Annotated in this window: 10 protein-coding genes; 2 read left to right on the top strand and 8 right to left on the bottom strand. The window is 67.0% G+C overall.

All coding sequences use genetic code 11. From position 1 onward, the window contains the following. Positions 1–8: 8 nt before the first annotated feature. Positions 9–1,109, bottom strand: coding sequence for an ABC transporter substrate-binding protein (locus tag MUU56_RS26320; protein ID WP_244770239.1), 1,101 nt, complete (start codon positions 1,107–1,109; stop codon positions 9–11). A gap of 41 nt (positions 1,110–1,150) precedes the next feature. Continuing rightward, complete coding sequence (locus MUU56_RS26315; protein WP_244770238.1) at positions 1,151–3,373, bottom strand: TonB-dependent siderophore receptor; 2,223 nt, start codon at positions 3,371–3,373, stop codon at positions 1,151–1,153. Positions 3,374–3,595: 222 nt separating this feature from the next. Between MUU56_RS26315 and MUU56_RS26310 the strand changes: the two genes are divergently transcribed. Continuing rightward, positions 3,596–4,606: a helix-turn-helix transcriptional regulator gene (locus tag MUU56_RS26310; RefSeq protein WP_244770237.1), complete on the top strand. Its 1,011-nt coding sequence runs from the start codon at positions 3,596–3,598 to the stop codon at positions 4,604–4,606. Between the two features lie 10 nt (positions 4,607–4,616). Here MUU56_RS26310 and MUU56_RS26305 read toward each other — a convergent pair whose 3' ends face one another. The 6 genes from MUU56_RS26305 to MUU56_RS26280 are packed head-to-tail and all read right to left on the bottom strand — an operon-like array spanning position 4,617 to position 10,385. Beyond that, on the bottom strand, positions 4,617–5,606 hold the full coding sequence (locus MUU56_RS26305) for a phosphotransferase enzyme family protein (RefSeq protein WP_244770236.1): 990 nt from the start codon (positions 5,604–5,606) through the stop codon (positions 4,617–4,619). 4 nt (positions 5,607–5,610) lie between these two features. After that, positions 5,611–6,894, bottom strand: a complete 1,284-nt coding sequence (locus tag MUU56_RS26300; RefSeq protein ID WP_244770235.1) for an aspartate aminotransferase family protein — start codon at positions 6,892–6,894, stop codon at positions 5,611–5,613. Then, on the bottom strand, positions 6,891–8,255 hold the full coding sequence (locus MUU56_RS26295; RefSeq protein WP_244770234.1) for an aspartate aminotransferase family protein: 1,365 nt from the start codon (positions 8,253–8,255) through the stop codon (positions 6,891–6,893). Before MUU56_RS26295 ends, MUU56_RS26300 begins: the two co-directional genes overlap by 4 nt. An 11-nt stretch (positions 8,256–8,266) precedes the next feature. Next, positions 8,267–8,920, bottom strand: a complete 654-nt coding sequence (locus MUU56_RS26290; protein ID WP_244770233.1) for an HAD family hydrolase — start codon at positions 8,918–8,920, stop codon at positions 8,267–8,269. After that, on the bottom strand, positions 8,917–10,173 hold the full coding sequence (locus MUU56_RS26285; RefSeq protein WP_244770232.1) for a Tm-1-like ATP-binding domain-containing protein: 1,257 nt from the start codon (positions 10,171–10,173) through the stop codon (positions 8,917–8,919). The genes MUU56_RS26290 and MUU56_RS26285 overlap by 4 nt, the downstream gene beginning before the upstream one ends. Next, the gene (locus MUU56_RS26280; protein WP_244770231.1) at positions 10,170–10,385 is read right to left on the bottom strand and encodes a hypothetical protein; all 216 of its coding nucleotides are present in this window, start codon (positions 10,383–10,385) and stop codon (positions 10,170–10,172) included. The genes MUU56_RS26285 and MUU56_RS26280 overlap by 4 nt, the downstream gene beginning before the upstream one ends. Positions 10,386–10,754: 369 nt before the next feature. Here MUU56_RS26280 and MUU56_RS26275 point away from each other — a divergent pair, with 369 nt between their 5' ends. Then, on the top strand, positions 10,755–12,167 hold the full coding sequence (locus tag MUU56_RS26275) for a pyridoxal phosphate-dependent decarboxylase family protein (RefSeq protein WP_244770230.1): 1,413 nt from the start codon (positions 10,755–10,757) through the stop codon (positions 12,165–12,167). Positions 12,168–12,250: the final 83 nt, after the last annotated feature.

Here is a 12,250-nt window from a genome sequence, read left to right as displayed (position 1 = left end):
TCTCTTTCCTATTGCGCGTCGATCCAGAAGGTGCCCTCCAGCGGCACCGCCAGGAAACGGTCGTTGATCTTGGCGAGCGTCTTGGCGGGATCGACGTCCGCGAAGAGATCGGGGTGCATCCACTTCGCGAAACACTCGAAGACGAGGATGTTGAGAACCGAGATCGACAGCTGGTGCGACACCGCATGCGCCCGGCCCTGCTGCACCGCCGTCAGCCCGTCGCGCAGGCCCTTGCCGAGAATGCCCGCGAAGGATTTTCGCGCGCTTTCGGCATCGACATCGCCGCCGAGCACGAGCCCGCCCTGGGCGGCAAGATGCGGGCCGCCGGTCGCGATATAGACCGTGGGATCCGCGCCGAGCACGAATTCCGGGCTGAGCTGGCCGTCATAACCCGGCACATCCGCGCCGATGCTCTCGCCGCCCGCAAGCCGCAGATAATCCGTCATGCGGTTGCCCTTTCCGGGCGTCGAGCAGCACGTAGCCCCCGCATGGGCATCGACCAGCACGGAAACCGGCTTCGCCCTCGCCGTGCGCTCCGTGATGCGCCGGTAGCGTTCGCGCAGGAAATCGCCGAACGCCCTGCCCTTCGCCTCCTGGCCAATGGCGGCGGCAAGCAGCGTGACGGAAAAGGCGGTCGTTTCCGCCGGTCCCTTGCCGTCATTGACAGGTCCGTCGAGGAAGATGACGGGCACGCCCGCCGCCTCCAGCGTCGCGGCCGCCTCCGTCCAGCCGCTCTCCCAGATGGAGACGACGAAAAGGTCCGGCTTGACCGAGAGGATCGCCTCGACAGAGGTCTTCCCCGGCAGCACGGCGCCGACGGTGGGGATGGCGTCGATGGCCGGGAAGCGCCGGCGATAGGCCTCGTACATGCCGCGATCGATGCGCTGCGGCGCGGCCCAGCCGGCGATGCGCGCGACGGGATCGGGATCGACAAGGGCGAGCGAGAGGAGCAGCAGGCTTTCGTTCGTGACAATGCGACGCGCCGGCTCCGCAAGGCGCACGCTGCGCCCGGCGGCATCCGACAGCAGGATCTCGGCCCGCGCCGGCAAGGCGAATGCCGGAAACGCCAGCAGCAACAGGAGCGACAGCCGACAGAGGGCCGCCGGCAAGCCGGCGCCCCCTCCGCTCGTCCCGGTTCGATGCGAAGCGCTCACCACGAATATTTCAGGCTCGCGGTGATGGCACGGCCCGCGCCGTAGTTGCAGCTTCCGCCGGTGCTGTTGAGGCAATGGGAGACGTACTCCTTGTCGAACAGGTTGGTGATGTTGACCCGAAGCTTCGTGCCGGAAAAGTCCTTGTCGATGGCGCCGAAATCGTATTCCGCGCCGATATCGACGAGCGCCCGGCCAGGAATGCGCAGCTCCGCCTTGTAGGTGCTGTCCGTCTGGTAGGAGGACATGGCCCGCACGCCCCCGGTGAGCGTCAGCCCGTCGGCGAAGACCGGCCGATAGCTGAGCCAGACGCTGCCCTGATGCTCGGGCAGGCGCAGCACCTCACGGCCGAGCTCGATGGGATTGTTGGACTTCAGCACTTCGGAATGGGAATAGGCATAGGCGGCGAGAAGGTCGAGCTCCGGCGTCAGCTCGTACTTGCCCTCGATCTCCAGACCCCGCACCCGCTGCCGGCCCGATTGCACGTCGAACAGGATATCGGCCGGGTCCGGCGTCAGGGCATTGTCGAGCGTCAGGTCGAAGAGCGAGGCGGTGATCATGCCGCGGCCGCCCGGGGGCTCGTATTTCAGGCCGATCTCATACTGCTCGGCCGTCTGCGCCCGGAAGGGATTGCCGTCACGATCCGTGCCGAGCGTCGGCAGGAACGAAGTGGCGTAGCTGGCATAGGGCGCAAGACCGTTGTCGAAGAGATAGGTGAGGCCCGCGCGCCAGGTCAGCTCCCGGTCCTGTGTCGTCACGGTCGGCGTGCCGGCAAGGCGGTTCGTGCTGTCGATCTCGGACAGGTCGTAGCGCAGGCCGAAGGTACCCACCCAGTTGTCGTAGCGGATCTGGTCCTGCATGTAGAAACCGATCTGCTGCTGCTCCTGCAGGCCGGAGCGCTGGATGGCCGGCACGGGGATGTCCACCTCGCCGTAGCGCGGGTCGAAGAGGTCGAGCGGCGGCACGCCGGCGATGGCATTTCCGAAATTGGTGGAGGACGTCGCCTTCAGGTAATCGAGGCCGAAGAGCATCGTATGGTCGAGCGCGCCCGTATCGAAGCGGGCTTCGAGCTGCGTGTCGACATTGAAGGCCGAGACCCAGTCGTCGGAAATCGCCGAGGCGCGGTTGAGCGTGTGCCCGTCCGGCTGCCAGGCAAAGGCCGGGTTGACGAGGACGAGGAACATGTTCTGGTCGGAGCGGCTGTAGCGCAGGTTCTGCCGCACCGTGAAGGTCTCGTTGAACTCATGCTCGAATTCATAGCCGAGGGCATAGAAATCCCGGTCGAAGACATCCGCATTGGGATCGCCGAGATAGATGTCGCGCGGCACGCGTGCGGTCGGATTGTCGATCAGCGTGCCGACGGCGGGGTAGAAGCGCGGGCTGAAGGTCGGGCGATCCTTCTGGTAGTAGCCATAGAGCGTGAGCGTGGTCTGGTCGGTGGGCGACCAGGTGAGGCTCGGCGCCAGCATCAGCTGCTTCTCCCGTTCCCGGTCGACCTGGCTGCCCATGTTCTTGCCGAGCGCGACGAGGCGGTAGAGCCAGTCGCCGTCCTCGGTCAGCGGGCCGGTCATGTCGAGCGTCGCCTGCACGCCGCCGTGCGAGGAGGTCTGGAGGCCCACCTCGTTGTGCGCCGTCGCCTGCGGACGCTTGCTCACCTGGTTGATGAGGCCGCCCGGCACGGTGCTGCCGTAGAGCACGGAGGCCGGCCCCTTGATGACGTCGATGCGTTCCAGCGCGAAGGCATTGACGCTCGGCGTCGCATAGTTGCTCGGGTCGCCCGGCAGAATGAGCCCGTCGAGCCACATCGTGCCATAGGCGTTGAAGCCGCGGATATAGAGCCAGTCGTAGCGGATGTCGTAGCCGTTCGGATCAGGATGCACGCCCGGCGTATAGCGCAGCGCCTCGGCGACCGTGTTCACGCCCTGCGCATCCATCTGGTCGCGCGTGACGACGCTGACCGCCTGCGGCGTTTCGAGCAGGGACGTGTCCGTCTTGGAGGCGCTGAGGCTGCGCTTTGCGACGATGCCCTGGTCCGGCCCCTTCGGGTTGTCCTCGCCGCCCTCGACGGTGATCGTCTGGAGCGCCGTCGCGCCGGCCTCCTGCGCCTGTGCCGGGCCGGCAAACCCCGCCAGCGCCACGGTCGCGGCCAGCCACAGGTGCCTGCGCCAGATCGCGCGCCCCGCCCTCTCCGTTGCTCCCACCGTCTCTTCTGCCAATCTCATGATCGCGGTCCCACCGTCCGATAGCCTTTTCCTAAACTTGACCTCGTAAATCAAGTTAAGCTATCTCTAGGGCAACACTTGCACGACGGACAATGTCGGCACCTTTGCGCACCGCGCAGATGCCTTTGCGCACCGGCAAATCTCCGCGCGGTGCCGGAATTCGATCACCAATCACGGGTCATCCTGCGCAATGCCGGTGACCGGAACAGTGAAGGACAGGGGATGGCGGCCGCACCTGGCAACGCCGGAAACGAGGGCAAGGGGGGCCGCGTGCGCGTGCGCGATTTCCTGCGCCACGAGGGCATCGCCTTCGACAGCCCCGACGACCGGCTTTCGCCCGACGACACGCTGATGAAGGGTAAGTTCCTGCACAGGGAGCTGCGCCGCGGCCTCGTCCTGCATGTCAGCGACGCGATTGAGGAGCGGGCCTTCACGGCCACCTCGCTCCTGCCGGAGGAGCTTTCCTGCATCTTCTTCCTGGAAGGCAGCGTCGATCTTTCGATCGGCGACCGCCGCTTTGCCTTCCAGGCGGACCGCAGCGCGGTGCGCGGCGTGGCGATCATGAATGCCTGCCCGGAAAATTTCGAACGCGCCTCGCGCGGCGGCCAGCACCTGCGCCATCTCGTGGTCTCCGCAACGCCGGAATGGCTGCACCGCGACGCGCTGGAAGCCGTGGCGGATACGACGGGCGGCGCGCGGCTGCTGCGCGATCACCTCAGCGAGCACCGCTGGACGCTGACGCCGCGCATGATGGAGCTGGTGCGGCAGATCTTCAGCCCCTCGCCGCTCATTCCCGAACTGCGCGACCTCTATCTCGAAGGCCGCGCCGTCGAGCTCGTGGCGGAGACGATGGCGGCGGTGCTGCAGGCCGACCGGCGCGGGGCGGGCGGCACGCTGCTGAGCCGGCAGGACGCGATCTGCCTCGGCCGCGCCCGGGACTTCATCGCGGCCCGCGCCACCGAAGCGCTGAGCGTGGAAACGATCGCGCGCGAGGCCGGCATCAGCGCGAGCGGCCTGCAACGCCTGTTCCGCGTCGCGGAAAACCGCAGCGTCTTCGACTATGTACGCAATATCCGGCTGGAGCGCGCCTTTGCCGCCCTCGACCGGGAAAACGTCACCGTGCAGGAGGCGAGCGCGATCGCCGGCTATACCAGCGCCGCCAATTTCGCCACCGCCTTCCGCCGCCGCTTCGGCATCGTGCCGACGGCCGTGCGCAAGGCCGATCCGCGCTGACGGACTGCCGTCAAAGGCCGAGATCCCGCGCAAGCGTCTCCATGTCGCCAAGATAGCGCTGCAGGCGCGCGGGATTGTCCGGAAGCTCCGGCCGCGCCGCCGCCCAGCCGATATAGGTGAGCGCGCGCAGCAGCAGGAACAGCGGCAAGTGCCGGAACTCCGCCTCCGCCTGCGGCCGGACGGCGGCATATCCCTCCAGCAGGGCCGCACGCAATTGCGGATAGTCGGGTTCGTGCCGGTTGCGCAGCAGCGCGGTGGCCAGATCGAACAGCCGGAAGCCGAAGCCGCAATCGTCGAAATCGATGAAGGCGACGGCGCCTCCCGCCACGAGGACATTTTCGCGGACCAGGTCGGCATGGATCAGGCCGTAGTCCAGCCCCGGCGCCAGCGCCGAAAACCGCGGCAGGAGGCGGGCGCGCAGGCGCGCCAGGGCATCCCGCTGCACCGGCGTGATGACCGGGCAATCCCAGAACCGGCCCCAGAAGGGCGCTTCGCCCAGCAACCCCTCGACATCCCAGGCTGGACGCTCGAACCCGGCCGGCCGCACGAAGGCATCGGCCGCATCGTGCAGGCGCGCCATCTCCCGGCCGATGGCGCCAAAGAGCGCCGGCAAATCCCGGCCGCCCCGGGGAAGCGGAGCGCCCGTATCGCCGAGTGGCTCGCCCTCCATCCAGTCGATCAGGTCGGCATAATGTGGTTCGCCCGGCGCCGGAGATGGCAAGGCGGCAAGCAGGCTGCCGTCCGGCGCGGCGATGGGCAGCGGCACGGCGATGCCTTTTTCGCGCAACGCCGCCATGAAGGCGAGTTCCGAGGCGAGCGCCGCCGGCGAATGATAGGCCGGGGGGTGCAGCCGCAAGGCCGCCGGCCGGCCGTCGCGCAGGTGAACCTTGAAGACCGCGTTCTCGCGGTATTTCAAGAGTTCGGGCACTTGGTCCGGCAGGTTCCAATGAAGAAGGGCGCCCGCCGCCCGGGCCGTCAGGGCCGCGATCATGTCGTCCATCGCGTCACAGCCCGCTCAGCACGTCGTCGAGCACCGCCAGCATCAGGTCGGCATTCTCCCGGGAAAAGGGCATAGGCGGGCGGATCTTAGTGGCGTTCTGGTGGATGCCGAGCTTGCCCATCAAGACGCCGCGCTCGCGCATGCCGTTGATCACCCGCGTGGCGATGTCCGAGGCCGGCGTCTTTTCCTGCCGGTCGAGCACCAGTTCCGCGCCGAAGAACAGGCCGCTGCCGCGCACATTGCCGATCAGCCCATGCTTGTCCGCCAGCTTCTGCAGCCCCTCGCGGGCATGGGTGCCGACATGAAGCGCGTTCTCCTGCAGCTTCTCCTCCTCCAGCACGTCGAGAACGGCCATGGCCGCCGCGCAGGAGACCGGATTGCCGCCGAAGGTGTTGAAGTAGCGGAACGCCTTGCGGAAGGCATTCAGCGTTTCGGATGCCGCCACGACACCACCGACCGGATGGCCGTTGCCCATCGGCTTGCCGAGGGTGACGATATCGGGGAGGATGCCGGCCTTCTGATGCCCCCAGAAATGCGTGCCGGTGCGGCCGAAACCGGGCTGAACCTCGTCGCAGATGACAAGGCCGCCGGCCTTCCTGACAGCCTTGACGGCGGGTGCGAGGAAATCCGCCGGCAGGTCCGGAAAACCCTCATTGGCGAAGAAGGGGTCGATGATCAGCGCGGAGAAGCCGAACGGGCTTTCCTGCAGCGCGGCGATCGCCGCCTCCACCGTGGCGGCCCAGGCCTCGGCGAAGGCCTCTCCGCCCTCTCCGCCAAGCGGACGATAGGCATCCGGCGCCGGCACATGGCGCACATGCCCGCCATAGCCGCCGACCGGCGGCATGCGCGTCGAGAGCTGCGAGACCGCCGTCGTGTTGCCGTGATAGGTGAAGTCGGTGGCGATGACGCCCGTCCGGCCGGTCACCGCCTGCGCCATGCGCAGGGCCACGTCGTTGGCCTCGCTGCCGGTGCAGGTGAGGATCGCCGTGTCGAGGCTCCTGTGGAAGGTCGCCGTCAGCCGCTCGACATAGTCGAGAATGCCCTCGTGCAGGTAGCGTGTATGGGTGTTGAGCATCGACGCCTGCCGGTAGATCGCCTCGACCACCCGCGGATGGCAATGGCCGACATGCGGCACATTGTTGTAGCAGTCGAGATACCGTCGCCCGTCCGCATCCCACAGCCAGACGCCCTCGCCCCTCACCAGATGCACCGGGTCATCGTAGAAGAGCGACATGTTGCGGCCGAGCAGCCGCTCGCGGCGGGCGCGCAGGGCCTGCACATCGGTCATGGCGACACCCCTCGTGCTGCCGACAGCCCCGCATCCAGCGCCGAGACGATCTTCTGCACATCGGCCGCCGTGATGACGAGCGGCGGCGAGAGGATGACATTGGCGCCCGACGTGCGGACCATCACGCCCTCGTCATAGGCGGCATCATAGACCTTCTGCACCACGTCCTTGGCGGCCGCGCTCTTCGTCCGGCGGTCGGAGACGAGCTCCAGCGCGGCCATCAGCCCCTTCCCGCGCACGTCGCCGACCAGTTCGTGCTTCGCCTTCAGGTCTTCCAGCCCGGCGATCAGCTCGGCGCCGCGCGCGGCGGCATTGGCGGCTGTGTCGATCCGGGCGGTTTCCTTCAGCGTTGCCAGCGCCGCCGCCGCGCCGACCGGATGGCCGGAATAGGTGTAGCCGTGGCCGATGGTCCCGAAGGAATCCCTGTTGGCTTCGAAGACACCGGCGACCTTGTCCGCGATCATCACCGCGCCGAAGGGGAAGTAGCCGTTGGTGATCGCCTTGGCGGTGGTCATCATGTCGGGCTTGACGCCAAAGCCGCGCGAACCGGTCCAGGCCCCGGTGCGGCCGAAGGCGGTGATGACCTCATCGGCTATGAGGAGGATACCGTGCCTGTCGCAGATCGCGCGCATCAGCGGCATGAAGGTCTCGTGCGGCACGATGACGCCGCCGGCGCCGAGCACCGGCTCCATGATGAAGGCGGCGATGGTGTCGGCGCCCTGGAAGGCGATCTCGTCCTCGAACTGGCGGGCGATCGCCTGGGCGATCTCCACCGGATCGGCCGTGTTGAAGGGGTTGCGATAGGGATAGGGCGCTGCAAGGTGGAACACGCCGGGCAGCAGCGGCTCGTAGTTGCGGCGGAAATTGGCATTGCCATTGACCGAGGCGCCGCCGAAATGCGTGCCGTGATAGCCCTTCTTCAGCGCCACGAACTTGGTGCGCTCCGGCTGGCCGTTGATCTTGTGGAACTGACGGGCGAGCCGCAGCGCCGTATCGACGGAATCCGAGCCGCCCGAGGTGAAGAAGGCCCGGGTGAGCCCGTCCTCCCTGAAGAACGCCGCCAGTTCATAGGACAGTTCGATCAGCGGCGAATTGGTGGTGCCGCGGAAGGTGGAATAATAGGGCAGCTCGTCGAGCTGGTCGCGGATCGCCTTCTTCACCGGCTCGCAGGAATAACCGAGGTTGACGTTCCACAGGCCGCCGACGGCATCCAGCACCGTCTTGCCATGGATATCCACCACAGAAACGCCCTCGCCCGCATTGATGATGCGCGGGGGCTTGGCCTGCATTTCCGCCGGATGCGCCATGGGATGCCAGAGATGACGGGCATTGTTCTCGATCAGGAAGTTGGAATCGCGCATGGGATATCCTTTCAAAGTCCAAGCATGTTCAGCGCCTGCGCATAACTTTCCGCAGGCCGCGTCACGTCGAAATGCACATGGGGAAGGCCGACGGCCGCCGCGCCCTCGATGTTCTTCTTCTGGTCGTCGACGAAGACGCAGTCGGCACGGCTGAGAGCGAGTTCCGCCAGCACCTGTTCATAGGCGCGCGGATCGGGCTTCAGGATCTTCGTGTATGTCGCATCGACGATGACGTCGAAAAGGTCGATCAGCGGGAAGCGCCTGCGGAAGCTCTCGCCGTAGAAGAGGTCGAGCTCGTTGGAGAGGATGGCGAGCTTCAGCCCGGCTTCGCTGGCTTTCAGGATCGCATCACGCGCCTCGGGGCGCAAAACGAGTTCGGGATCGGCCCCGCGCGCCCGCTGCACGAAGGTCTTCATGTCCGTCCAATCCTCGCCGAGCAGCGCGCCGACCTCCCGCGTGCGCATCATCCAGTAGTCGCGCTCGGTGATTTCTCGCGCCTGCATCGACTGCCAGAGCGGATCGCTGGCCGGGTCGAAGGGACCACGCCAGGTCAGCGTGCCGGCCGGCAGGCCGAGCGCCCGCTCGGTGATGTCATGCGTTTCGAACAGCGTGCGGGTGACGACGCCGCCGAAATCGAGGATCAATGCCCGCCTGGCCTCTGTCATGCCGCCTGTCCCTTCTCGACGATGCCTTCGGCCACCCAGCGGTCGAAGATTTCCAGCGCTCTTTCGGCAAAGTCCGGGGCGTTGATATGCGCGTCGACCTCCTCGAAGGCGACGGAGGCCGGCACGGCCCGGCGCATCTCGTCGAGGAAGGCCTCCAGCGCGTCCGGTTCGTGCAGCGGCTCGCCCTCCCGGTCCCATTCCTGGATGCCCTTCGTCGGCAGCAGGAAGGCGACGGGGGCGCTCGCCCCCTCCAGCTTGGCGGCGACGACGCGGGCGACCGCACGGCGCTCGTCGGGCGAGACGGTGACGGAGGCGATCAGCCGGTTGTGCGCATGATAGGGCCGGCCGGCGAAGCGGTCCGGCGTCTCCTGCCAGGCGGGCATGTCCACCATGTCGACGGCCCCGGGCGCGACGATCTGCGGAATGCCGGCGCGGCCGGCATTTTCCAGACGGTCCGGCCCGGAGACGGCGACAGAGCCGTTCTGCGCATTGGTCACCTCCTGGATGCAGAAATCGAAGACGGCGACAAAGCCCCGCTGCGCCGCCACCGCCTCATAGGCGCGCCCGCCCATGCCGGTGGAATGGAACACGGCGACGTCGTAGCCACGCCGCTCCAGCTCCGGCTTCAGCAGCTTCATGTAGCTGAGGCAGGAGGAGCCGAGCGAGGTCATGCCCACCAGCGGGCGCTGGCGGGCGGGCCGCTCGCCGGCCTTGGCTGCGCCCACGACCGCGCCCGAAGCCTGCGACAGCACCGCCCGGCAGATCGGGTTGAGGCCGTAGAGCCCGCCGGCCCACAGGATCATCATCAGGTCGGGCGCGATGCGCTCCGGCGGCAGGAGATGGGAATAAGCGATGGTGGAGACGATGAACTTCGGCACGCCGAGCGGCAGCACGGCGGCGACGTCGAGGGCGAGGTCCGTGCCGAGCGAGCCGCCGAGCGCGATCATGCCGTCCACCTCCCCCGCCTCCGAAAGCCGGCGCACCAGCGCCGCGGCGCCCTTTGCCATCAGCGCCATGGCGGTGTTCTCGTCGCCGCTGCCGGTGATCGCCTCCATGGTGGTGTCGGCCGCGGCGGCGATGTCGTGCTTGGAATGGTCCGGCACATAGGGCGGGTCGCCGAGCACGCTGACATCGACCAGAACGGGAACGCCCCCGGCCTTGCCGATGACATCGGCCATGAACAGGAGCTCCTCGCTCTTGGTATCACCGGTGCCGATCACCAGAATATGGGGCAGACGGGCGCTCGCGCTCATCGACCATTCCTCCTCGATACGAACAGCGGGACAAATCGCCTGACCTGCCCCGAAGGTGCATCCGGCCGGCGCAAGACGTGGCATGCCGTCTCGCTGCCAAGACGGTCTCCCGCCGGAGGATAGCGGGCCGGCACGGCCTGCGTCAGCTCCATCTCGATATCCGGTGTGGACAAAGAGCCCCGCGGCATCCGGGCCATGTCGTCGACGTGCATTTCCGTTCTCCTCCCGCTAAGTCCGGCTCCGCCCGCAGCAGCTCTTCGGGTGTCGCGACCAATATACTTAACATGCGAATTAACTTGACAGGAAGTGCCGCCGCTTGCAAGTCTATATTTGAAGCATTGGTTCATATATTGAACCATAAAATAAGTTTTCCCGTCGCAACCGCGGCGCTCGCAGCCGCATCGACAGATGCTCCGTCGCGGGCTTGACAGGCACCAAAAAATTATTAACGCGTTAAATATATTCGTGCGGATACCCTGCGGAAACCGCGCACGGCAAGCTCGGATTGCAGGCCCCTTCACGGGCCTTGCAAATCGACGGACGAACACCGAGAACTGCGTAGCGCCAGACAGGAGCAAGAGATGGACAGCGAAGAATTCCGCAAGTGGTCGCGAACGGCCGCCGACTGGGGCGCCGACTACCGCGCGGGCCTGCGCGACCGGCCGGTGCGGGCGCAGACGAAGCCGGGCGACATCGCCCGGCAGATCGCCAGTGCGCCCCCCGAAGACGGCGAGGCGATGGAGGCGATCTTCGCGGATTTCGAGCGCATCATTCCCGATGGCCTCACCCATTGGCAGCATCCGCGCTTCTTCGCCTATTTCCCGGCCAATGCCGCCCCCGTTTCGGTGATTGCCGACTATCTCGTCACCTCCGTCGCCGCCCAGTGCATGCTCTGGCAGACCTCGCCGGCCGCCACCGAGCTCGAGACGCGGGTGGTCGACTGGCTGCGCCAGGCGCTCGGCCTGCCGGACGGCTTTTCCGGCGTCATCCAGGATTCCGCCTCCACCGCGACGCTCGCCGCCGTGCTGGTCATACGCGAGAAGGCGCTCGGCTGGAAAGGCAACAGCGAGGGGCTGGCGGCGCACGGGGCGGTGCGCGTCTATGCGTCGAAGCAGGTGCACACCTCCATCGACCGGGCGATCTGGATTGCCGGCATCGGCGAAGCGAACCTCGTGCGCATCCCGACCAAGGGCCCCCTCAACGGCATGGACCCCGAGGCGCTCGACGCCGCGATCCGCGCGGACCGTGCCGCTGGCCACATCCCGGCCGGCGTCATCGCCTGCACCGGCGGTACCTCCATCGGCGCCTGCGACCCGATCCGCGCTGTGGCGGCAGTGGCCAAGGCGCATGGCCTCTACCTGCATGTCGATGCCGCGTGGGCGGGCTCGGCCATGATCTGCCCCGAATTCCGCGAGCTCTGGGAGGGCGTCGAGGCGGCCGATTCCATCGTCTTCAACCCGCACAAATGGCTCGGCGCCAATTTCGACTGCTCGGTGCAGTTCATCCGCAGCCCCGAGGACCAGGTGCGCACGCTGGCCATCCAGCCGGAATACCTGAAGACCCACGGCCATGACGGCATCATCAACTATTCCGAATGGTCCGTGCCGCTCGGCCGCCGCTTCCGCGCGCTGAAACTGTGGTTCCTGCTGCGCTACCACGGCCTCGAAGGGCTGCGCACGATGATCCGCAACCACGTCGCCTGGTCGAGGGAACTGGCGGAGCGTCTTGCCGGCGAGCCGGATTTCGAGATCGTCAGCGAGCCGGTGCTCTCGCTCTTCTCTTTCCGCCACAAGGGCGGCGCGGAGGCCGACCGGCACAATATCGCCCTCGTCAACGCCATCAACGACGATGGCCGCATCTACCTGACACAGACCCGCGTCGACGGCCGCATCGCCATCCGCTTCCAGGCCGGCCAGTTCGAGATGACCCGCGGCGACGCGGACACCGCCTTCACGGTCATCACGGAAATCGCCCGCTCGCTGGAAGACGCCTAGGACCGATCGACATTCAGTTCAGGCCGTGGCGAAAATGGTGGTTTTCCGCGACCCGGAGCACAGCGTACTGAACGTATGTGAGC

It is taken from the genome of Shinella yambaruensis (assembly GCF_022899355.1).
Taxonomy (GTDB): domain Bacteria; phylum Pseudomonadota; class Alphaproteobacteria; order Rhizobiales; family Rhizobiaceae; genus Shinella; species Shinella yambaruensis.
Note: the sequence above shows the minus strand (reverse complement) of the source record. Positions and strands in the feature narration are given on the sequence as shown.

What these genes read in the sequence shown, in the direction of transcription:
- MUU56_RS26295 (WP_244770234.1), bottom strand. Translation starts at nt 8,255, where the DNA reads ATGCGCGATTCCAACTTCCTGATCGAGAACAATGCCCGTCATCTCTGG.
- MUU56_RS26300 (WP_244770235.1), bottom strand. Translation starts at nt 6,894, where the DNA reads ATGACCGATGTGCAGGCCCTGCGCGCCCGCCGCGAGCGGCTGCTCGGC.
- MUU56_RS26305 (WP_244770236.1), bottom strand. Translation starts at nt 5,606, where the DNA reads ATGGACGACATGATCGCGGCCCTGACGGCCCGGGCGGCGGGCGCCCTT.
- MUU56_RS26275 (WP_244770230.1), top strand. Translation starts at nt 10,755, where the DNA reads ATGGACAGCGAAGAATTCCGCAAGTGGTCGCGAACGGCCGCCGACTGG.
- MUU56_RS26315 (WP_244770238.1), bottom strand. Translation starts at nt 3,373, where the DNA reads ATGAGATTGGCAGAAGAGACGGTGGGAGCAACGGAGAGGGCGGGGCGC.
- MUU56_RS26285 (WP_244770232.1), bottom strand. Translation starts at nt 10,173, where the DNA reads ATGAGCGCGAGCGCCCGTCTGCCCCATATTCTGGTGATCGGCACCGGT.
- MUU56_RS26290 (WP_244770233.1), bottom strand. Translation starts at nt 8,920, where the DNA reads ATGACAGAGGCCAGGCGGGCATTGATCCTCGATTTCGGCGGCGTCGTC.
- MUU56_RS26310 (WP_244770237.1), top strand. Translation starts at nt 3,596, where the DNA reads ATGGCGGCCGCACCTGGCAACGCCGGAAACGAGGGCAAGGGGGGCCGC.
- MUU56_RS26280 (WP_244770231.1), bottom strand. Translation starts at nt 10,385, where the DNA reads ATGCACGTCGACGACATGGCCCGGATGCCGCGGGGCTCTTTGTCCACA.